Annotated in this window: 22 protein-coding genes, 1 tRNA gene and 1 other annotated feature; of the genes, 20 read left to right on the top strand and 3 right to left on the bottom strand. The window is 44.5% G+C overall.

The window, feature by feature from the left end; all coding sequences use genetic code 11:
• Window position 1: 1 nt before the first annotated feature.
• A complete protein-coding gene (locus tag ABE547_RS06585) occupies window positions 2–1,141 on the bottom strand; it encodes a glucose-1-phosphate adenylyltransferase (protein ID WP_347378016.1) in 1,140 nt (379 codons plus the stop codon).
• 243 nt (window positions 1,142–1,384) lie between these two features.
• Window positions 1,385–1,660: a binding site (T-box leader), on the top strand.
• A 78-nt stretch (window positions 1,661–1,738) separates the two neighbouring features.
• Here ABE547_RS06585 and ilvB point away from each other — a divergent pair.
• From ilvB to ABE547_RS06515, 14 genes are all read left to right on the top strand, one after another.
• The gene (gene ilvB, locus ABE547_RS06580) at window positions 1,739–3,460 is read left to right on the top strand and encodes a biosynthetic-type acetolactate synthase large subunit (protein WP_347378015.1); all 1,722 of its coding nucleotides are present in this window, start codon (window positions 1,739–1,741) and stop codon (window positions 3,458–3,460) included.
• A 31-nt stretch (window positions 3,461–3,491) separates the two neighbouring features.
• Window positions 3,492–4,004, top strand: coding sequence for an acetolactate synthase small subunit (gene ilvN / locus ABE547_RS06575; protein ID WP_235249214.1), 513 nt, complete (start codon window positions 3,492–3,494; stop codon window positions 4,002–4,004).
• A 115-nt stretch (window positions 4,005–4,119) separates the two neighbouring features.
• On the top strand, window positions 4,120–5,145 hold the full coding sequence (locus tag ABE547_RS06570) for a branched-chain amino acid aminotransferase (RefSeq protein ID WP_347378014.1): 1,026 nt from the start codon (window positions 4,120–4,122) through the stop codon (window positions 5,143–5,145).
• A 206-nt stretch (window positions 5,146–5,351) separates the two neighbouring features.
• The gene (locus ABE547_RS06565; RefSeq protein ID WP_347378013.1) at window positions 5,352–5,723 is read left to right on the top strand and encodes a GntR family transcriptional regulator; all 372 of its coding nucleotides are present in this window, start codon (window positions 5,352–5,354) and stop codon (window positions 5,721–5,723) included.
• Between the two features lie 5 nt (window positions 5,724–5,728).
• Complete coding sequence (locus ABE547_RS06560; protein WP_347378012.1) at window positions 5,729–6,574, top strand: ABC transporter ATP-binding protein; 846 nt, start codon at window positions 5,729–5,731, stop codon at window positions 6,572–6,574.
• The gene (locus tag ABE547_RS06555; RefSeq protein WP_347378011.1) at window positions 6,574–7,230 is read left to right on the top strand and encodes an ABC-2 transporter permease; all 657 of its coding nucleotides are present in this window, start codon (window positions 6,574–6,576) and stop codon (window positions 7,228–7,230) included. The genes ABE547_RS06560 and ABE547_RS06555 overlap by 1 nt, the downstream gene beginning before the upstream one ends.
• A gap of 118 nt (window positions 7,231–7,348) precedes the next feature.
• Window positions 7,349–8,131, top strand: coding sequence for a shikimate kinase (locus tag ABE547_RS06550; protein ID WP_347378010.1), 783 nt, complete (start codon window positions 7,349–7,351; stop codon window positions 8,129–8,131).
• Between the two features lies 1 nt (window position 8,132).
• Window positions 8,133–8,666 (top strand): YqeG family HAD IIIA-type phosphatase, encoded by a 534-nt coding sequence (locus ABE547_RS06545; protein WP_347378009.1) that lies wholly within the window; start codon window positions 8,133–8,135, stop codon window positions 8,664–8,666.
• 60 nt (window positions 8,667–8,726) lie between these two features.
• The gene (gene efp / locus ABE547_RS06540) at window positions 8,727–9,281 is read left to right on the top strand and encodes an elongation factor P (protein WP_347378008.1); all 555 of its coding nucleotides are present in this window, start codon (window positions 8,727–8,729) and stop codon (window positions 9,279–9,281) included.
• A gap of 161 nt (window positions 9,282–9,442) precedes the next feature.
• Window positions 9,443–10,318, top strand: coding sequence for a DUF5688 family protein (locus ABE547_RS06535; RefSeq protein WP_347378007.1), 876 nt, complete (start codon window positions 9,443–9,445; stop codon window positions 10,316–10,318).
• Window positions 10,319–10,432: 114 nt separating this feature from the next.
• A tRNA-Arg gene (locus tag ABE547_RS06530) sits at window positions 10,433–10,504 on the top strand.
• Window positions 10,505–10,540: 36 nt separating this feature from the next.
• Window positions 10,541–11,173 (top strand): hypothetical protein, encoded by a 633-nt coding sequence (locus ABE547_RS06525; RefSeq protein ID WP_347378006.1) that lies wholly within the window; start codon window positions 10,541–10,543, stop codon window positions 11,171–11,173.
• Window positions 11,174–11,286: 113 nt separating this feature from the next.
• Entirely contained in the window at window positions 11,287–12,039 is a 753-nt protein-coding gene (locus ABE547_RS06520) for an AzlC family ABC transporter permease (protein ID WP_347378005.1), read from the top strand.
• On the top strand, window positions 12,020–12,352 hold the full coding sequence (locus tag ABE547_RS06515) for a branched-chain amino acid transporter permease (protein WP_347378004.1): 333 nt from the start codon (window positions 12,020–12,022) through the stop codon (window positions 12,350–12,352). The genes ABE547_RS06520 and ABE547_RS06515 overlap by 20 nt, the downstream gene beginning before the upstream one ends.
• A gap of 12 nt (window positions 12,353–12,364) precedes the next feature.
• On the opposite strand, the gene ABE547_RS06510 is transcribed toward ABE547_RS06515, so the two are convergent.
• Window positions 12,365–13,015 carry a flavin reductase gene (locus tag ABE547_RS06510; protein WP_347378003.1) on the bottom strand — a complete coding sequence of 217 codons (651 nt, stop codon included), beginning with the start codon at window positions 13,013–13,015 and terminating at the stop codon, window positions 12,365–12,367.
• Window positions 13,016–13,158: 143 nt separating this feature from the next.
• Between ABE547_RS06510 and argS the strand changes: the two genes are divergently transcribed.
• The 4 genes from argS to ABE547_RS06490 all read left to right on the top strand — a co-directional run bounded on the left by argS (window position 13,159) and on the right by ABE547_RS06490 (window position 17,171).
• Complete coding sequence (gene argS, locus ABE547_RS06505; RefSeq protein WP_347378002.1) at window positions 13,159–14,925, top strand: arginine--tRNA ligase; 1,767 nt, start codon at window positions 13,159–13,161, stop codon at window positions 14,923–14,925.
• Window positions 14,926–14,932: 7 nt separating this feature from the next.
• On the top strand, window positions 14,933–16,078 hold the full coding sequence (locus tag ABE547_RS06500) for an alanine--tRNA ligase-related protein (protein WP_347378001.1): 1,146 nt from the start codon (window positions 14,933–14,935) through the stop codon (window positions 16,076–16,078).
• A gap of 147 nt (window positions 16,079–16,225) precedes the next feature.
• A complete protein-coding gene (locus ABE547_RS06495) occupies window positions 16,226–16,876 on the top strand; it encodes a MerR family transcriptional regulator (RefSeq protein ID WP_347378000.1) in 651 nt (216 codons plus the stop codon).
• On the top strand, window positions 16,857–17,171 hold the full coding sequence (locus ABE547_RS06490) for a YbjQ family protein (RefSeq protein ID WP_347377999.1): 315 nt from the start codon (window positions 16,857–16,859) through the stop codon (window positions 17,169–17,171). Before ABE547_RS06495 ends, ABE547_RS06490 begins: the two co-directional genes overlap by 20 nt.
• 80 nt (window positions 17,172–17,251) lie before the next feature.
• Here the strand turns inward: ABE547_RS06490 and ABE547_RS06485 are convergent, their stop codons facing one another.
• Complete coding sequence (locus ABE547_RS06485; RefSeq protein ID WP_347377998.1) at window positions 17,252–17,869, bottom strand: TetR/AcrR family transcriptional regulator; 618 nt, start codon at window positions 17,867–17,869, stop codon at window positions 17,252–17,254.
• 170 nt (window positions 17,870–18,039) lie between these two features.
• Between ABE547_RS06485 and ABE547_RS06480 the strand changes: the two genes are divergently transcribed.
• Together ABE547_RS06480 and ABE547_RS06475 are read left to right on the top strand one after the other, a co-directional pair.
• Window positions 18,040–20,115: an MMPL family transporter gene (locus tag ABE547_RS06480; protein ID WP_347377997.1), complete on the top strand. Its 2,076-nt coding sequence runs from the start codon at window positions 18,040–18,042 to the stop codon at window positions 20,113–20,115.
• Window positions 20,116–20,126: 11 nt separating this feature from the next.
• On the top strand, window positions 20,127–22,208 hold the full coding sequence (locus ABE547_RS06475) for a hypothetical protein (protein WP_347377996.1): 2,082 nt from the start codon (window positions 20,127–20,129) through the stop codon (window positions 22,206–22,208).
• Window positions 22,209–22,337 lie beyond the last annotated feature (129 nt).

Genomic DNA, 22,337 nt, shown 5'->3' with positions numbered 1-22,337 from the left:
ATTATTCTACCCCCTTTACACGTTTGGAAACCAGTTCAATATGTTCACTGTCTGCACTTCCGACTACGGCACCTGCCCCAATCTTTACATTATCCGCAACCAGAGCCCGGGTTACAACAGCACCGTCTTCTACGACAACACCCGGCATCAGGACGCTGTCGATGATCTTAGCGTCTTTTCCAACCTTTGCGCCGGTGAACAATACGGAATTCTTTACCTCTCCGTCAAGAACACATCCCTGTGTAATGAATGCACGGTCAATCTTTGCATTTGGTCCGACATACTGAGGAAGACAGGTTACATCTTCCGTATAGATCTTCCAGGAAGAATCATGCAGATCGAGTTCATTGTTCTTTCCGAGAAGATCCATGTTTGCTTCCCAGAGAGAATCGATGGTTCCGACATCTTTCCAGTATCCCTTGAACTTGTATGCATACAGTTTTCTTCCGTCATTCAGAAGAGCAGGAATAATGTCTTTTCCGAAATCGTGGTTGGAATCCGGATTCTTCATGTCGGCAACCAGCATCTTGCGCAGAAGCTTCCAGTTGAATATGTAGATACCCATAGAAGCAAGATTGCTCTTCGGATGCTCCGGCTTTTCTTCAAATTCTACGATCTGTCCGGCTTCATCGGTGTTCATGATTCCAAAACGGCTGGCTTCTTTCATAGGAACTTCGATTACAGCGATTGTTGCATCCGCATTCTGTGCTTTGTGCTCTTTCAGCATCTTATCGTAGTCCATCTTGTAGATGTGGTCTCCGGAAAGAACCAGGATATATTCCGGAGAATAAGTGTCGATGAAATCAATATTCTGAGAGATGGCATCTGCAGTTCCACGGTAAACATCCAGATTGACATCTGCTTTCTCACGAGGCGGCAGAACAAATACACCGCTGTCTTTGGCATCAAGTCCCCAGCGCCTTCCGGCAGCAACATAACTGTTCAAAAGAATAGATTCATATTGTGTCAATACACCGACTACATCAATTCCACTGTTGGCACAGTTGCTGAGTGGGAAATCAATAATACGGTATTTGCCGCCATAGGAAACGGCTGGTTTTGCAACTTTATTTGTCAGTTCGTGAAGACGTGAGCCTCTACCACCGGCTAATATCATCGCTAACATACTGTTGTGTTTCATGATAAATCCTCCCTTAACTTCTAGTATCTATATTGTATAATTTTTTGTGAAAATATTCCATAGCTTTTGATGTAAAAAATGCAAGAAAATGAAAAATTTCATAAAAAATACAGAGTATTCGTTTGCTCTGGAGAAAAATGTTATAAATGTATTAGAAAGTTCATAAAATAGATCAACAATTGTAAAAGAAAAACGGTTGACAATTTATGCATATTGTCGATATAATGAAAAATAATTATTCAGAAAAATGCTACGACGAGGAGGAGTACATAAGTTCCGGAAGCAAAGAGAGAAGATGTGTGGTGAGAATCTTCGTGAAAGACTTGTGGAAGTAGCCTTCGAGCAGTGAACCGAAAGGGACGGCATTGCCGGATCCGAGTAGACTTCAACGCAGTCCCGGCGTTAAAGGGGAGCAGTATCGGAGAGGAAGCAGAAGCAGGAATTTCCCGTACTGGCAGAGAGCAGAGAAGCATTTCTCTGAATTTAGGTGGTAACACGGATGGAACATTCGCCCTAAGCATTCAGCTTAGGGTTTTTTTTCGCAGATATCCGGAAAAAGATAAGGAAAACACCTTTTGCGTGAAGGAGGTATGTAACATGAGAAAAATCAGTGGAAACAAGTTGTTGGTAAAGGCGCTGAGGGAGGAAGGCGTGGATACAATATTCGGGTATCCGGGAGCATGTACGATTGACATCAGTGATGAATTGTATAAACAGGATTATACAAAAGTGATCCTGCCAAGACAGGAGGTAGCGCTGGTGCATGAGGCAGATGCGTATGCGCGCTCTACAGGTAAGGTTGGGGTATGCCTGGTAACCAGTGGCCCTGGGGCAACGAATCTGGTGACCGGACTTGCAACAGCATATTATGACAGTGTTCCTCTGGTATGCTTTACCGGTCAGGTAGCAAGACATCTGATCGGAAATGATGCGTTCCAGGAGGTTGATATCGTTGGAATTACCAGAAGCATTACCAAATATGGAATTACTGTCAGAAATAGAGAGGATCTGGGACGTATCTTAAAAGAAGCCTTTTACATTGCGAGAACAGGACGTCCGGGTCCGGTGCTGGTCGATCTTCCGAAGGATGTCATGGCAGAGCTTGGGGATGCTGAATATCCGCAGGAAGTCAATATCCGGGGATATAAACCGAATACGCGGGTTCATATCGGGCAGTTAAAGCGTGCGATCAAAATGCTCTCCAAGGCTGAAAGACCATTATTCCTTGCGGGCGGAGGCGTGAATATCGCACATGCGAACCGGGAGTTTACGGAACTGGTAGAAAAGACGAAGGTGCCGGTTGTTACGACGGTCATGGGAAGAGGTGCGATTCCGACGAATCATCCGCTGTATGTAGGAAACCTTGGCATGCACGGTGCATATGCCTGCAACATGGCAGTAAATGAATGTGATCTGTTGTTCTCGATCGGAACCAGATTTAATGACCGTATTACCGGAAAACTGCATTCATTTGCCCCGCATGCACAGATTGTACATATAGATATTGATACGGCGGCAATTTCAAAAAATGTGCAGGTAGATGTTCCGATCGTTGCAGATGCAAAAGAAGCAATTACAAAGATGCTGGAATATGTGACGGAATGCGACACGAAAAAGTGGCTGGATGAAGTTGGTGAGTGGAAGATGGAACATCCGCTTGTCATGAAAAAGAAACCGATCATGACACCACAGGATGTGATTGAGACGATCAATCGTGTATTTGATGAAGCCATTATTGTAACAGATGTGGGACAGCATCAGATGTTCACGGCACAGTTTATTGAGATCACAGAAAAGAAAAAGCTCCTGATGTCCGGCGGACTCGGTACAATGGGATATGGCCTTCCGGGAGCGATCGGAGCCAAGATCGGCAATCCGGATGTACCGGTCATCTCAATTTCCGGGGACGGCGGTATGCAGATGAACAGTCAGGAACTTGCGACTGCGGTGCTCGAAGAGCTTCCGATCATCAGTTGTATCTTTAATAATAACAATCTTGGAATGGTTCGTCAGTGGCAGAAACTGTTCTACGGAAAACGTTATTCCATGACCTGTCTGCGTTCCGGAGCAGCCTGCAGAGGCAAATGTGGGGAAGTAGAATGTCCGCCATATACACCGGACTTTATGAAACTGGCGGAAAGCTATGGGGCAAAAGGCATCCATGTTACAAAGAAAGAAGAGATCGAACCGGCATTCCGTGAAGCCATGAAGAGCAAAAAAACACCGTATGTCATCGAATTTGACATTGATCCTGAAGATCTGGTATATCCGATGATTCAGCCGGGCGGAACACTGGAAGATATGATATTGGATTGTTAAGCAAGAGAAGATATGAAAGGAGCAGATAGATATGAGCAACAATAATATGAAGAAACGCTGGATCTCCCTGTATGTGGAGAACCAGGTGGGCGTCCTCTCCAAGATATCCGGACTCTTTTCCGGAAAGTCCTACAACCTGGACAGCCTTACAGTTGGAACGACAGAAGATCCTACCATATCCAGAATGACGATTGCAACAGTCAGTGACGATGAGACATTTGAACAGATCAAGAAACAGCTGAATCGTCTGGTTGAGGTCATTAAAGTGATAGATTTTACAGATGTATTTGTTCGTATGAAAGAGATCCTGTATGTAAAAGTACGCAAATGCACACCGGAGGATAAGGTGGAGTGCTTCCAGATCGCGGAGACATTTAAAGCAAAGGTGATCGATTACGGAAAAGACAGTCTGCTTCTGGAGTTTGTTCAGACCGCTACGAAAAATGATGCGGTGATTAAGCTGATGAAGGAAGAGTTCAAGAGTATAGAGGTAGTCAGAGGCGGAAGCGTCGGGATTGAATCTATCAGTATGATGGAACGGTAAGAATATGGCTGAACTATTGAATAAAAAACAGAGTGCGCTCTTGAATTTTGAAAAGTAACGTATTATAATAGACGCAGAAAATAAATCAGTTGTTAAAAGGACGGAGGAATATACAATGGAAAAGAAAAATATTGACTGGTCAAATCTTGGCTTTGGTTATGTGCAGACAGATAAGAGATTCGTTTCCAATTACAAGAATGGAACATGGGACGAAGGTACCCTTACCTCCGATGCAAATGTAGTAATTAATGAATGTGCAGGTGTATTGCAGTATGCGCAGACATGTTTTGAAGGTATGAAAGCATATACAACAGAGGACGGACATATCGTAACATTTCGTCCGGATCTGAATGCAAAAAGAATGGCAGATTCAGCTGCACGACTTGAAATGCCGGTATATCCGGAGGATAAATTCGTGGAAGCTGTGAAACAGGTAGTAGCTGCCAATGCAGCATATGTTCCGCCGTATGGATCCGGAGCAACACTGTATGTAAGACCATATATGTTTGGCTCCAGTTCTGTTATTGGTGTAAAACCGGCAGATGAGTATCAGTTCCGTGTATTTACAACACCGGTTGGTCCGTACTTCAAGGGCGGAGCTAAGCCGATCACGATTAAAGTATCTGATTTTGACCGTGCTGCACCGCATGGAACGGGACATGTTAAGGCTGGTCTGAACTACGCTATGAGCCTTCATGCAATTGTAACTGCTCACGCAGAAGGATATGATGAAAATATGTATCTGGATGCTGCTACGAGAACAAAAGTTGAGGAGACAGGCGGAGCGAACTTCCTGTTTGTGACAAAGGATAACAAAGTGGTAACTCCGAAGTCCTCTACCATTCTTCCATCCATTACAAGACGTTCACTGATGTATGTTGCGGAACACTATCTTGGACTTGAAGTGGAAGAAAGAGAAGTACACATTGATGAGTTAAAAGACTTTGCAGAATGTGGACTCTGCGGAACCGCAGCTGTTATCTCTCCGGTAGGAAAGATCGTGGATCACGGAAAAGAGATCTGTTTCCCAAGCGGAATGGAAGAGATGGGACCTGTGACAAAGAAACTGTACGATACACTGACCGGAATCCAGATGGGACGCATCGAAGCTCCGGAAGGATGGATCTGCAAGATCTGCTAATCAGGGACTGCAGTGATGGAGATTCCGCCTGCGCTGTCTGAAAACGTACAATTTAGAAGGAAGTGTCGCTCTATAACTGAAGAGTCAGCTATGGAGCGGAACTTCCTTTTTTTAATGGAAATATAACAAATATAGAATAAACAGTATAAAACAGTTGACAACAGTTACAAACTGTTATATACTGTTTATAACGAAGGAGGGGTAACATGAATGTGATTATCAATCATTCTTCCATGCAGCCGATCTACGAGCAGATCTGTGATCAGCTCAAGGAAAAGATCATGCACGGGGAATTGCAGGAAGAAACGATGCTCCCGTCAGTTCGTACATTAGCTAAGGAACTCAAAGTCAGTGCACTGACTGTAAAGAAGGCATACGATGCTCTGGAAGAAGAGGGATTCGTGGTCACGGTTCACGGCAAAGGAAGCTTCGTGGCGTGCGCAAATCAGATGACGATGCTGGAGGAGAAGAAAAGAGAAGTAGAAGCTGATTTGGAGATGGCCATCCGAAAAGGCAGAAGCTGTGGAATGAGCAATCAGGAGATTGCAGAATTATTTCAGATTGTTTTGGAGGATTAAGTGCGATGTTGAAAATGGAAAATGTCAGAAAAAACTATCGTGATTTTGAATTAAACTGTTCAATGGAAGTACAAAAAGGATGTATTACCGGTCTGATCGGACCGAACGGCGCCGGAAAAAGTACTGCATTTAAGGCTGCGCTGAACCTGATCCGCACAGATGGGGGCCGGATCATGATCATGAATAAGCCGGCGACGGAGCTGACAGCGAAGGACAGAGAAGCAATCGGTGTGGTCCTTGCAGATTCCGGTTTCAGCGGATACCTAAGCATTGAGGATCTGCTTCCGATGCTTCGGAGCATGTATTCGCAGTTTGAAGAAGTATGGTTCCTGGAGAAATGTAAGGAATTTCAGCTTCCGTTAAAGAAACAGATCAAAGAATTTTCCACCGGTATGAAACGGAAGCTCCAGGTACTTGCGGCACTTTCTCACAATGCCAGACTGCTGATTCTGGATGAGCCGACAGCGGGAATGGATGTGATCGCAAGAGATGCGATCCTGAATCTTCTGCGGGAATATATGGAACAGAACGATCGCACCATATTAATCAGTTCTCATATTTCCAGTGATCTGGAAGGTTTTTGTGATGATCTGTATATGATTGACGGAGGAAATATCGTTCTGCATGAAGAGACGGATGTTTTGCTCAGTGAATACGGAGTGCTGAAGGTAACTCAGCAACAGTTTGAAAAGCTGGATCAGTCTTATATCCTGCGTCATAAAAAAGAGGAATTCGGATATACCTGTCTGACGAATCAGAAGCAGTTTTACAGTGAAAATTATCCGGAGATTGTGATAGAAAAAGGAACTATTGATGAATTGATTATGATGATGATTCGAGGTGAAAAGTAATGAAGGGTTTATTGATTAAAGATTTTAAACTTTTGAAAAATCAGAAACAGTTTTTTCTTATAATTGGGCTGATCACTTTTATGTTTTTGGTCACGAATGACAGTCCTTATTTTACCATTACTTATGCAACTATGATGTTTTCCATGTTCACCATGAGCACGATTTCTTATGATGAGTATGATAACGGAGCGGCGTACCTTTTTTCTCTGCCGATCAGCAGGAAAGGATATGTTGCTGAAAAATATTTATTTGGTGTACTGACGTCATTTCTTGCCTGGCTGATAGTTACGGCTCTGGACTTCGTATTTGTCATGGTCCGCAAGCTGGAGATAGAACCGCAGGAACTGGGAGTAGTCAGTGTTGTCGCACTGGTAGTGGCAGGTATGATCCTTGCGATCAGTATTCCGCTTCAGTTGAAATTTGGTGCGGAAAAGAGCAGAATGGCATTTTTTGCAGTGTTTGCTCTGGCTTTTGTGGTGGCACTTGTTTTTGTTAAGATTGCGGAAGGGACATCCGTCAATTTTACCGCAATATTGGAAAAACTGGATCAGGCAAGCTTCGGTAGTATGACTGCCATATTACTGCTGGTATGGGCACTGATGCTTGGAATATCTGCACTGATTTCGCTGCGGGTTATGGAGAGAAAAGAGTTTTAATATCAGGACATCACATACCGCATGTCGGTTGCATTTTTCTTGCTTATCACTGGAAATACTGCTATAATACACACGAATATACAAATGGATTTACAGGATAAGACAGGAGAAAACAGACATGAATGATTTGGAGATGTACAGAGAACAGCTGGCATTGTGTGATGACAAGATTATTGATGCCCTGGCAGAACGCAATGCAATTGTTGAGAAGATCATGGCATATAAAGAAGAATATGGCATGGCAATTCTGCAGCCTCAGCAGGAGAAGAAGCAGAAAAACAGACTGGAAGAGAAACTGGCGGATAATAAATATAAAGAAGAAATTTTTGATGTATTTCGCTGTATTTTACGTAATAGTAAAAGAATACAGGCGAGAAAACTGTTTGATTATAATATTGTACTGATCGGATTCATGGGAGCGGGAAAGAGTACGATATCCGATTACCTGAGCACGATGTTTGATATGGAGATCGTTGAGATGGATCAGGTGATCGCAGAGCGTGAAGAGATGAGTATTCCGGATATTTTTGCGACTTACGGGGAAGAATATTTCCGGGATCTTGAAACCAGTCTCCTGATCGAGATGCAGGACAGAAAGAATACGGTGATCTCCTGTGGAGGAGGAGCAGCACTTCGGGAACGCAATGTGGAAGAGATGAAGAAAAACGGAAGAGTCGTTCTTCTTACTGCAAGTCCGGAGGTTGTATATGAGCGTGTCAAAGACAGCAATGACCGACCGGTGCTGAACGGAAGAAAGAATGTAGAGGGAATTGCCGAGCTGATGGAACAGCGCCGTGGAAAATACGAAGCGGCAGCAGATATTGTAATTAACACAGATCACAAGACCGTTCTTCAGGTATGCGAAGAACTGGTTCAGCGTTTGCAGGAGATAGAAGAGTAGGATGTTTGATTGTTTTTTCCCGGATAAGTATGTGGCATCCACGTATGTCATTGATTTTGAAAAAATGTATGAAAACGGTGTTCGCGGACTGATCTTTGATATCGACAATACGTTGGTTCCGCATGGAGCGCCGGCAGATCACAGGGCGATCGCACTGTTTGAAAGGTTAAAAGCGATCGGGTATCGCTGCTGTCTGATTTCCAATAATCAGAAGCCAAGAGTTGAGATGTTTAACAAAGATGTTCAGGTGGATTATGTGTATGATGCACACAAGCCTTCCACGAAGAATTATATCAGAGCAATGGAGATCATGGGGACGGACAGAGATACAACGGTCTTTATCGGAGATCAGCTGTTTACGGATGTCTGGGGAGCAAAACGTGCCGGAATCCCGAATATTCTGGTAAAGCCGATCCATCCCAAAGAAGAGATTCAGATTGTTTTGAAGAGATATCTGGAAAAAATTGTATTGCACTTCTATAAGAAGAGCCTGAAGCATGAAAAAAAGGTTGAAAAAAGCCGTAATCTATTATAGAATGAATAGAGCGATAGAACGTTAAGTGCTATTCGGGCACGACTAAGGAGGATTATACTAATGGCAAAGTTTGAATGGAAGACAAACATCACAGTAGAGATCGAAGGGAATGTATATCAGGTAATTGATTTCCAGCATGTTAAGCCAGGAAAAGGCGCTGCTTTCGTACGTGTAAAGATGAGAGATATCATCAAGGGCGGTGTGATTGAAAGAACTTTCAATCCGGATGAGCAGATCACGACTGCACACATCGATAGAAAGAACATGCAGTATCTGTATAATGACGGAACTCTGTACTACTTTATGGACAATGAGACCTATGATCAGATTCCGGTTGGAGAAGAGACAGTTGGCGATTCTCTGAAGTTTGTAAAAGAGAATGAGAACGTAACAGTTGCTTCTTATCAGGGGAATGTATTTGCAATTGAGCCGCCGCTCAGCGTTGAGCTTGTGATCACAGAGGCAGAGCCTGGAGTAAAGGGTAACACAGCTACAGGTGCAACCAAGCCGGCGATCGTTGAGACAGGTGCAAAGGTTAATGTTCCGCTGTTCGTAGAGCAGGGTGAGAAGATCAAGATCGACACCCGTACAGGAGCATACCTTTCCAGAGCATAATTTTGTTTATTCATTATGTGAAAAAAGCCTTGCAATTTCTGCAGGGCTTTTTTATAATTGTAGCTACCATAATATTTCATCATTGTTTCTTAAATTTTCAAAAGGCATAATCTGCCATATTTCCACAAAATCTTGAAATCGCTGCCGGGAAAGGAAGATATATGACATACGATCAGTTTATTCGGGCAGTAGAGAGCATTTTAAAAAAGGAGGTGAGAGATAATATTACAGTACATCTTCACACAAATATGAAGAATAATGGCATCAGGCGATACGGAATTATGCTGGCAGAGCGGGGAATCAATGTATCTCCGACGATTTATCTGGAGGAATATTACCAGCAGTTCCAGAGAGGTGTTTCGCTGGAAGCAATTGTGAGTAATATCCTGAAGCTGTATGAGGAGGTGCGGTTTGAGCGCCCCTGGAAAGGAAATCCAATAAAAGATTATTCTGCGATTCAAAGAAAGCTTGTATATCGCCTGATCAATCGGGAAAAAAATCAGGAGCTTTTAAAGCAGATTCCGTCGGTCGGATATCTGGATCTTGCAGTCGTATTTTACGTACTTCTGGAAACGGGGCCCTTTGGGATTGCATCCGTACTGGTCCGCAATGAGCATCTGAGATCATGGAATGTGTCAAAAGAAATGGTTTATCAGGCGGCACACAGGAATACAGAATATCTGCTTCCGGATGAGTTCTGTACGATGAAGGCTGTGATTGAAGAGTTGACCGGGCATCGGGAATATGAAGGAAGAAATGTAATGTACGTTTTCAGTAACCGGACGCGAAGCTTTGGAGCGTCTGCGATTCTCTATGATGGGCGGCTTGCGAAGATTGCAGAGCGTCTGAAAGAGAATTATTACGTACTTCCGAGCAGTGTACATGAGACGATCATCGTAGCTGAGAGTGATGCGCCGGCAAAGGACGATCTTGATGAGATCATAAGAGAAATCAATGAAACGCAGGTGGATCCGGAAGAAGTCCTTTCGAATCAGGCATATTATTATGACAGGAAAGAGGGAAAACTGCTCCTGTAATTATCTGAAATAAAAGAAAAGTAAAGGAAATGTGAGAAATGTCGAAATCATTTCCTTTACTTTATCCGCTAAATGTGTTAATATTACAAAGGTAATTTCATAAAGAATGTATATGCACCCGTAGCTCAGGGGATAGAGCACCGCCCTCCGGAGGCGGGAGCGGCGGTTCGAATCCGCCCGGGTGTGTACTTTTTTTAAGTGCTTTTCAATGGAGGTAGTCTTATGGAGGGAAAAAGAGATACTTCCGCCGGATACAGAAAGCAGAAAAGAAACAGAGTGGGAATACTGCTGATTTTGTTTTTTCTGGTGTTTCTGGTAGGAACTGTCGGATTTGGCCTTACAGAAGCGAAAGAAGAAAAAGCACAGAAGATAAGTGAAAAGAAGCCGAAAGAAGAAAATTCCGGATGTGAATATATGGAGACGAATCCGCTTCAATCAGCCTTTGCTCCGGAAGTAACCGATGCTGTAGAAGTATATTATGATTCTCTGAAAGATGAAAAGGAATTTGTAGAGTCCTATGATCACATGCAGGTCTATACAAAACTTGGAAAATACAAGGATACATATGTGGCGTTTGTCAGATATGATATGAAGATCAGAGACATCTATACGGAAGTGCCGGGACTGAGTACGGTATACGTGACGAAGGATGAGAATGGAATCTGTCAGGTCAGTGCGAAAGCTGAAGATGATGAAGTTGCATCTTACATTCAGAAGATCGCACAGCACGAGGATGTGCAGGCTCTCATAAGTGAGACGCGGCAGGCGTATCAGGAAGCGGTTCAGTCAGATGCGTTGTTGCAGGAGGCCCTCAGTGATCTGAAAGATGCTTATGAGAATTCCACCGGAAGTTGATATGAGATTCAGAGCCGATTTCTGTAATAAGAAACAGGCTCTTTTTTTGTGCGTTTTCATCCGTCATATGCGGTAGAAAACAGAATTATAAACAGTACAAAGGATGGTATGTGATGTCAGAATATAAATATGCATTTAAAAAAGCATTTCCCTATACGATACCGGTTCTGACCGGGTATCTGTTTATCGGGATTGCATTTGGGGTGATGTTTGCCGAAAAAGGATATTCCTTTCTGTGGGCGATCTTTATGAGTATCATGGTCTATGCGGGATCGGGACAATATCTTGCAGTGAACTTTTTTGCGCCGGGGGTGTCCTTTTTCCAGATGATCTTCATGACACTGATGGTAAATATCAGACATATATTTTATGGAATATCACTTCTGGATAAATTCAATCATATGGGAAAGAAGAGATGGTATATGATCTTCGGCCTTACGGATGAAACGTATTCGCTGTTATGCACGACCAGGATTCCGGAAGGGGTGGATGAGGAAAAGTTCCTTTTTGCGATCTCTCTTATGGATCAGGCTTACTGGGTCATCGGATCTGCCATCGGAGGACTTGCAGGAACATTGATTCCCTTTAATTCAGAAGGGATAGATTTTGCAATGACGGCTTTGTTCGTCGTGATATTTGTGGAGCAGTGGATGGACAAGAAAAACCGGATTCCGGAGATGATCGGTGTTGGAGCAGCATTTATCTGTCTGCAGATCTTTGGGGCAGACCAATTCGTGCTTCCGTCTATGCTCTTGATTATTCTGGTGCTATTTGTTTCCAGAACCAGACTGGATGAAGAGAAGAAAGAAAAAGAAGAAAACGATGCGAGAAAGGAGGGGGTCCGGGATGCCGATCAGTGCAGTTAGATCCTTTTTGATCATATTGGTGGTGGCTGCTGCGACATTTGCCACACGACTGGTTCCTTTTCTGATATTTCCGAAGGGAAAGGAGATTCCAAAGGTTGTACAGTATCTGGGAAAGGTACTGACTCCGGCCGTGATCGGAATGCTTGTAGTATACTGCCTGAAAACAACAACGGTAATTGCTTATCCACACGGAATCCCGGAGCTGATCGCCGTACTGGTGACAGCTGTTCTTCACGTGTGGAAACGAAACAATCTGTTGAGTATCGGAGTTGGAACCGTACTCTACATGTTCCTGATTCAGGCAGTATTCTAGAACAATAAGCGCCTACTGCTTTTGGAATTTGTCTTTGCTCTGTTTACAGATCGGACATACGTAAGTATCCGGGAGTTCTTCAAATGGAACTTCTCCTTCGTATACATATCCACAGATGCCGCATACCCATTTTTCAGATGACGAAGCCCTGGAATCCTCTTCTTCCGGCTGATAGGAAGGAGCGTTTTTCGGGCTTTTTCCTTTGATTACATTGTGGTAGTAAGCATAAGTCATAGCAGGTTCGGACTTCAGGACATCGGCATCGATGACTTCCCCGAGAAATACCGTGTGTGTACTGGTCTCCATCTTGTCGATCACTTTACAGCAGATGTAGCTGCAGGCATCGTTGACGATCGGAAGTCCGCTGTCGGTAAGGGTAAAGTCTACACCTGCAAATTTGAAGGTGTCTTTTCCGGACTGGAATCCGAATCTTCCGATCAGAGACGGGTCAGACTGTTCGGACAGAATGGATACAGAGAATAATCCACTGTCCGCGATACAGGAATTGGTAAAGTTGTCATGGTTCATACTGACCGCGATCGTGGCAGGAGAAGAAGTGATCTGCATCACACTGTTGGCGATACATCCGGTACAGCGGCCATCGTCCAGCGAGGAGATGACATACACACCATAGGATAAATTGCGAAATGCTTTTGTATTCATAGAAAACCTCCATTTATTTAATAATAGTAATTGTTACTGATAATATACCACATACTGGTATTTTTTGCAATATTTGTTTTAAGATATGGTTGTTGCTGTGGAATCCTTGTGTTAGAATAACTAAGATGAATGGAGGGAATCATATGAAGAAAATTATGGACCTGATTGCAGAAGAACTTGCAGAGGCGTTTGAAAAGGCAGGATATGACCGGAAATATGCAAAAGTAACATTATCCAACAGACCGGACCTGTGTGAATATCAGTGTAACGGTGCGATGGCCGGAGCAAAAACGTATCACAAGGCTCCGATTATGATCGCAGAGGATGTGGTTGCACTTTTGCAGGACAGCAGATGTCTGTCAGAGGCGGGTGCTGTGAAGCCGGGATTTATTAATATGAAACTGAAGGAAGAATACGTTGCGGATTATCTGAACCAGATGGAAGAGTCTTCGGATCTGGGACTGGAAAAGACAGAGAATCCGGAGATGATCGTTGTGGATTATGGCGGACCGAATGTAGCAAAGCCGCTGCATGTCGGACATCTGCGCTCTGCGATCATCGGTGAAAGTGTAAAACGCATTTCCAGAAAGATGGGACATAAGGTTCTTGGAGATATCCATCTGGGCGACTGGGGATATCAGATGGGACTGATCATTACAGAACTTAGAGAACGTAAGCCGGATCTTCCGTATTTTGACGATGCTTTTGAGGGAGAATATCCGCAGGAAGCACCATTTACCATAGGAGAGCTGGAGGAGATCTATCCGACTGCCAGCGGCAGAGCAAAAGAGGATGAGGCTTACCGGGAGAATGCATTACATGCGACCTATCTTCTGCAGAATGGACACAGAGGATATACCGCGATCTGGAATCATATCATGCATGTGTCTGTGACGGATCTGAAGAAGAATTATGCGAATCTGAATGTGGATTTTGATCTGTGGAAGGGAGAGTCTGATGCACAGGCCTATATCCCGGATATGATCGAACGCCTGAAGAAAGACGGATATGCGCATCAGGATCAGGGAGCACTGGTCATTGATGTGCAGGAAGAGACGGATACAAAAGAGATTCCGCCATGTATGATCCAGAAGTCCGACGGGGCTTCTTTGTATGGAACGACGGATCTTGCAACTCTGGTACAGAGGGTGGAAGACTATCGTCCGGATCGAATCATATATGTGGTAGACAAGCGCCAGGAACTGCACTTTGTTCAGGTATTCCGTGCTGCAAAAAAGACTGGGATCGTTCCGGAAGAAACGAGTCTTAAGTTCCTGGGATTCGGAACGATGAACGGAAAGGACGGAAAACCGTTTAAGACCAGAGAAGGCGGCGTGATGCGTCTGGAGAACCTGATTGCGGAGATCACTGAAGAGATGTATCGTAAGATCGATGAAAACCGTACGGTAGAAGAGGCGGAAGCAAAGGAAACTGCAAAGATCGTCGGCATGGCAGCAATCAAATACGGGGATCTGTCCAACCAGGCATCTAAGGATTATGTGTTTGATGTAGACCGCTTTACCTCGTTTGAAGGCAATACAGGACCGTATATTCTGTATACGATCGTCCGTATCAAGTCGATTCTGAATAAATATCAGGCATCCGGACATGAGCTGGAAGGGCTTAAGGTTGCTGGAGCAACAAGTGAGAGCGAAAAAGCGCTGATGCTGGAAGTGGTAAAATATAACGAAGTGATGGAAACGGCATTTGAAGAACTGGCACCACACAAGATCTGTGCGTATATCTATGACCTTGCCAATGCATTTAACCGGTTTTATCATGAGACACGGATCCTTGCAGAAGAGGATGAGGAAAAGCAGAAGAGTTACATCGCACTTCTGAAGGTGACAAAGAATGTTCTGGAAGCATGTATTGATGTTCTGGGATTTGAGGCGCCGGAGAGGATGTAAGAATAAGATGACAGAAAAGTTATACTATCAGGACAGTCACAGAAAAGAATTTCAGGCAACGGTTGTGTCCTGTGAACCATACAAAGAGAAGTATCGGATCGTACTTGACCAGACTGCTTTTTTCCCGGAAGGCGGAGGGCAATATGCAGATACCGGCATGTTAGATGATGTGAATATCAGCGATGTCCATGAAAAGGACGGCGTGATCTATCACACGGCAGACGCTCCTGTGGAGGCCGGAAGGAAGGTGACCGGACGGATCCGCTGGGAGGAACGGTTTGAAAAAATGCAGCAGCACACCGGAGAGCACATCGTATCCGGACTGGTGCATAAAAGGTTCGGATATCAGAATGTGGGATTTCACCTGGGAAGTGATTACTGTACCATGGATTTTAACGGTCCGATTACGAAGGAAGAATTAAGAGAGATTGAAAGAGAAGCCAATGAGGCTGTTTTTCAGAATCTGGAGATTCAGGTGCTGTATCCGTCGAAAGAAGAGCTTGCAGGTATGGAATACAGAAGCAAGATCGAGATTGAAGGACAGGTTCGCATCGTTGTCGTTCCGGGATATGATGTGTGCGCCTGCTGTGCACCGCATGTGAATAAGACCGGAGAGATCGGCATGATCAAGCTGGTGAATATGGTCAATTATAAAGGCGGAGAACGTATCACCATGCTGTGTGGAAGAAGAGCACTCCGGGATTATGAAAAGAAAGAGGAAGGTACAAAAGCAATCTCAGCGATGCTGTGTGCAAAGGAATATGAAGTTGCCGAGGCTGTGGAACATCTGAAAGAAGAGCAGGCAAGCCTTAAGAGCCAGTGTGCGACTCTCCGGCAGAAGCTGCTTTCTTATCAGGCGAAAGAGATCGTGATTGCGGAAGAGATTACGGCTGTATTCGATCCTTCCCTCAGCGGGAATCTTCCAAGAGAGATGATGAATCTTCTGCTTGACCGGGGCGCAAAGATCTGTGCGGTATTTGCCGGATCAGATGAAGTCGGATACCGTTATGTGATCGGCAGCCGGACTGAAGATGTACGTCCGTTAAGCAAGAAGCTGAATACGGCTTTTGAAGGCAGAGGCGGCGGAAAACCGGAGATGGTACAGGGATCCATGCAGGGGACAGAGCGTGCGATCCGTGAGATGATCGATTAGAATACAGGAGAAACCGCAGAAAGTGAGCAATAAAAAAGTTTCATTTTCTGCGATTTTTTTGTATCAGAAAAAAATAAATTATTTTTTAACAAATCCTTGACCTTCCTCTTTGTGGAAGGTGTAGGGTAATGTCATGGAGGTGAGGGAATGAGAATTAATGAGGTGGAACAGCTTGTGGATATCACGAAGAAAAATATTCGTTTTTATGAACAGCAGGGACTTCTGAATCCGTCCCGCAATGAGGCGAATCGATATCGTGAGTATTCGGAACAGGACATTGAATGTCTGAAGAAGATCAAGCTTCTTCGCAAACTCGCTGTTCCAATCAGTGAGATCCGGAGAATGGAAGAAGCCAATCTTCCACTGGAGGATTGCCTGAAGCGTCACCTGATCACACTGGAAAGAGAAGAAAAGAATCTGGAGAAGATGAAAGAGCTGTGCCATGATATGGTAGAACAGGGGGAGAATTACACAGATCTGAAGCCGGATGTATATCTTGAAAAAATGGAACAGCTGGAAAAAGGAGGTGTATCATTTGTGAATGCAAAACAGGCAGACATGATCACAAAAAAGAAAAAGGCATTTTTGGCAGGTGGTATCATGATCCTGCTGATGCTCGTGCTGATCGGAATCTTCGCATGGTGTACCTGGGGGATTGCCGAAGATCCCATGCCGGTACCGTTGTTTCTGCTCATGGGAGGAATTCCCGCGGTGATCATCATAGGAATCATATTATCATTAAAAGAACGAATGAAAGAAATTGAAGGAGGAGAGTTGTATGAAGCTTCTAAATATTGATTATATTCCGGGAAAAGAGATCGAAGATCTGGGAATGGTAAAAGGAACGGTTGTAATGAGTAAAAATATCGGAAAGGACTTTATGGCCGGTATGAAAACTCTTGTAGGAGGAGAACTTGTCGGATATACGGAAATGCTTAATGAAGCACGGCAGATTGCGGTTAAACGCATGGTGGACGAGGCGGAAGCGTTGAACGCAGACGCAGTTCTCAACATTCGTTATGGATCTTCTTCCCTGATGCAGGGAGCGGCGGAAGTTCTTGCATATGGAACTGCAGTGAAAATTAAGGAATAATAAATAAGAAATAAGAAAGAAGGACTGCTGCAAAAGAGAGATTGAACTCTGTTTTGCGGCAGTCCTTTTGCAAACGGATATTACTTCTGATCAGATGGGGTGACGCGGTGACTTGCAATGATCAGGCGTACAGTCCGGTACAGAAATGGCTTGTACTCCTCAATTGGAAGCGGTTCTCCGTACAGGATGGAGTTATAGCAGGTGGATCCTGCCAGTTCCACAATGGTAAACAGCATCACATTCACATCTTCGTATTCATAAGGATCCTGACGCACCATTTCCAGATATCTGTCATTAAAGGATTCGTCGGAATCTTCCTCTTCAGACCAGAAGGCCGTTTTCAATGCTCCCATGACCAGATTTTTGGAAATGAAATTCAGGAGCGGGAGGTCACTTTTCAGAAGATCGAGAATGTAGTCGATGATGAAGACCAGCTGGTCCTCCAGGCCTGTTTTCCCGGAAGCGTCCAGAGCCTTCCAGGCAGCATCGAACAATTCCTTGGTTTTGTGTGCGATCAGTTTGTTTTTGATATCATACTTGTCCTTAAAATAAAGATAGAATGTTCCTTTGGCAACACCTGCTTCATTGACGATGTCTGAAATGGCAGTTGCATGAATGCCCTTTGTGGTAAACAGTCGATAAGCCGTGTTAAAAAGAGCTTCTTTCTTTTTTTTCTTATTTTCTTCTAATTTTCCCATAATATATCGTCTCCTGTTGTGGACAGATTACCATGTTTTTCTGGATTTTACAATAGTATAACGAAAAAATGACCAATAGTCAAAAAAAGTATTGACTATTGGTCATTTTTGTAGTATATTGCTTACAGTAAAAATGACTAACGGTCATAAATGAAAGGAAGCATACAGTTATGGTGAAGTTTGGAAAGAAAATCGTAAAGTACAGAGTAACGATTCTGATACTCAGTGTCTTACTTCTGATTCCGTCTGTATGGGGATATGTACACACCAGAATCAACTATGATGTACTGACATATCTTCCGGAAGATATTGAAACCATGCAGGGACAGGAGATCATGACGGAGGACTTTGGAATCGGCGCTTTTTCCATGCTGATGGTAGACGGTATGGAGGATAAGGATGTTGCAAAATTAAAAGAACAGGTAGAGCAGGTTGACGGGGTTGCGAAAGTGATGTGGTATGACTCTGTCGCAGATGTTTCGGTTCCGCAGAGTATGCTGCCGGATACTCTCTATGATATATACAATACGGATCAGGGTACGATGATGGCGGTGTTCTTTGAAGGAGGTACCTCTTCCGATGAGACCATGGAAGCCGTTACGCAGATCCGGAAGGTGACGGGAGAACAGTGCTTCTTAAGCGGAATGTCGGCAATCGTGCAGGATACCAAGGAGCTTGCGGAAAAGGAGACTCCTCTGTATGTGCTGATCGCAGTTCTGTTGTCAGTTCTGGTGCTGGCGCTTACCATGGATTCCTTCTTTGTGCCGATTCTTTTTCTGCTCAGTATCGGAATGGCAATTATCTACAACCTGGGCAGCAATGTGTTCTTTGGAGAGATCTCTTATATTACAAAGGCGCTGGCCGCAGTCCTGCAGCTTGGGGTTACGATGGATTACTCCATTTTCCTGATGCACAGCTATGAAGAGCAGCAGGTGCGATATGACGGAGATAAAGAGCGGGCAATGGCACATGCGATCTCGCAGACATTTTCCTCTGTGATCGGCAGTTCGGTCACGACGATTGCCGGGTTCATTGCACTTTGTTTCATGAGCTTTACATTGGGTAAAGATATTGGAATCGTGATGGCAAAAGGTGTCATGTTTGGTGTAATCACCTGTGTTACGGTGTTGCCGTCCATGATCCTGTGCTGCGATAAATTGATCGAAAAGACGAAGCACAGGCCGTTACTTCCGAATATCAGTAAGATATCGGATAAAGTGACAAAAAAATATCTGGTGTATGTCGTCTTGTTCCTGGTACTTCTGTTCCCGGCAATCTACGGCAATAATCATACAAGTGTATACTATAATCTGGATGAGTCATTGCCTGAGGATCTTCCGAGTGTCATAGCCAATACGAAATTAAAGGAAGACTACAAGATGAATACCACGCATATGATTCTGGTAGACAGCTCCCTGCCGGCGCATGAGGTGAACCGGATGACCAAAGAGATTGATAAGGTGGATGGTGTGAAATGGGTTCTCGGACTGGATGAACTGGTAGGCCCCGGAATTCCGTCGGATATGATTCCGGACTCGATCAGCAGTATGCTGAAAAATGATCAGTATCAGCTACTCATGGTCAATTCGGAATACAAGGTGGCGTCAGATCAAGTCAATCGGCAGATTGAAAAGATCGATGAGATCCTGGATCGCTATGATGAGAACGCGATGCTGGTGGGAGAAGGACCTCTGACAAAGGATCTGATCACGATCACGGATACGGATTTTAAGCGGGTAAGTGCGGTATCTATCGGAATCGTCTTCCTGATCATTCTGATATTGTTCCGGTCGGTAACGTTGCCGGTTATCCTGGTCGGTATCATTGAATTTGCTATCTTTGTCAACATGGGAATTCCGTTCTATACCGGCACGAAACTTCCGTTTGTAGCGTCCATCGTCATCGGGACCATTCAGCTCGGTGCAACGGTTGATTATGCGATTCTGATGACGACGAGATATAAGAGGGAAAGAAACCACGGGGCGGGCAAATACGATGCGATCACAACGGCACATAAATTTTCCGCACAGTCGATCATCGTCAGCGCATTCAGCTTCTTTGCTGCAACGATTGGTGTCGGATTGTATTCGAATATCGATATGATCAGTTCGCTCTGCATTCTGATGGCAAGAGGAGCACTGATCAGCATGATCGTGGTAATATTCGTTCTTCCGTCGATGTTTATGGTATTTGATAGAGTCATTGTAAAAACAAGCAAAGACTTTCTGCCAAAGAAAGAAGCTTAGGAGGTATATCTATGAAAAAAATTATGAAAAAAAGAGTGTTTGCAGGATCCATGGCGGCAGTGATGACAGCCGCGATGACCGGAACCTGTATCTGTCAGAATTCCCTGAATGTGAAGGCCGAGGATAAAAAAGAAGATGTTGAGGAACTAAAAGAAACGGCAAAGAAGGTACTGGGAGACAGTACGGCAACTGATTCCGGAGAAGTATACAAGGATGAATCCGTATATGTAAAGGCGGATACTTCCGGAAACGTAAACAGCACAACGGTTACTGAGTGGCTGAAGAATCCGGGAGAAGGAACCTTTGAAGATACTTCGGAACTAAAAGATATTAAAAATATCAAGGGTGAGGAAGTCTTTCAGGAAAGCGGCAGTGGACAGCTTACTTGGGAAGCCGATGGAAAGGACATCTATTATCAGGGAACGACAGAGAAAGAGATGCCTGTGGAAGTAAAGATATCATATAAGCTGGATGGAAATGAGATCGCACCGGAAGATCTTCAGGGAAAGGATGGAAAAGTAGAGATCACCTTTGATTATGAGAATAATGCAAAACAGTTGGTGGATGTGAACGGGGAACAGGAGGAGATGTATACACCGTTTACCATGGTGACGGCTCTGATGCTTCCGACGGACGAATATCAGAATGTTACGCTAGATCACGGTAAGATCATATCCGACGCAGATAAGAACATTGTTGTCGGCATTGCATTTCCGGGACTTGAGGAAAATCTGAAGCTGGAAGGGACAGACTTTGAGATTCCTGACAGTGTTACGATCACGGCAGATGTGGAAAATGCATCTGTAGGACCGACGATTACGGTAGCATCCAGTGAGATCCTGGATCAGTTTGACTTCAGTGATGTCAAAGACTTTGACAGTCTGGAAGACTCGGTGGAGGAGCTGGAAAATGCCGCAGATCAGCTGGTAGACGGCTCCAGGGATGCATCGGATGGCGCAAGGGCCTTATCGGATGGATCCGGAACACTCGCGGATGGGACTGAAGCACTTGCGGATGGCATCCATACACTGAATGAGAAAAGTGGTTCTCTGATCGGCGGCGTCAGTGCTCTGGCGAACGGAGTATCTGCCTATACAGATGGTGTGGGAACGCTGGCGAAGGGAAGTCAGGAACTGAAAGCCGGAGCGGATGCTCTGAAGGCCGGAGCAGCGGGCGCACAGGCAGGAATCAAGGCGGCAAAAGACGGAGCAGATCAGCTGGCAGCAGGATATACCGATGAGGAAAGTGGAGCAGTTGCAGGCGCCAATGCACTGAGTGCAGGAGTACAGCAGTTAAGTGACAGCCTGGGAAGTGCATCTTCCATAAGTCTGACAGAGGAGCAGAAAGTCATGATCACAGGCATGGCCGAACAGATGGCACAGACAGCAGCAGATGCCATGCCGGAAGAGGCATTTCCAAGTATAGAGGCAAAGCAGATGTATGTCAGCAATCTGAGCGCAGGATATGCCGATGTGCTTATGCAGCAGTTTACGAATACGATGAATACCACAGCAGATGCAGTGAAACAACAGATCAAAAGTAATGTCGATGCACAACTGCTCCCGGGAGCACAGCGTCTTTCTTCGGGAATCGGAACATTGAGCGAAGGAACGCTGGCACTTCAACAGGGTCTGAATCAGCTCTATGCAGGAAGCGATGCATTGGTACAGGGAACAGACAGTCTTTGTCAGGGAACAGCCGCACTCAAGCAGGGAACAGAGCAATTGAATCAGAACAGTGAAAGCTTAAGATCCGGCTCGGCAGCATTGAAGGATGGCAGCATGCAGCTTGTCGGTGGAGTACAAAAGCTTTCATCCGGTGCTTCCCAGGTGGCATCCGGCGCAGGCAAGCTGTCAGATGGAGCAGGGGCGCTTGCAGAAGGGAATCTGGCACTTGCAGAAGGCATGGCAGAATTCAAAACTTCCGGGATCGATCAGCTGACAAGTATTTTTCATGGAGATATTCAGAATGTAACAGCCAGACTGGAAGCAATGACAAAGCTGGGGCAGGACTATCAGTCATTTGCCGGAATCAGAGACGGCATGAAGGGAAGCACCAGATTCATTATCGAGACAGAAGGTGTAGATAAATAATCTGTGATTATATTGGATAGAATTAAGAGGATTGTAAGATGTCTGAAAAGATGTTTTACAATCTTCTTTTGCTGTTTGCAGAAAGTCTTTCTTAATATATTGGATAAACGCTTCGTATCATGTTATAAT

It is taken from the genome of Dorea sp. YH-dor226, assembly GCF_039832105.1.
Lineage (GTDB): Bacteria > Bacillota > Clostridia > Lachnospirales > Lachnospiraceae > Dorea_A.
The sequence above is the reverse complement of the archived record's forward strand: the minus strand, read 5'-3'. Positions and strand labels throughout refer to the sequence as shown.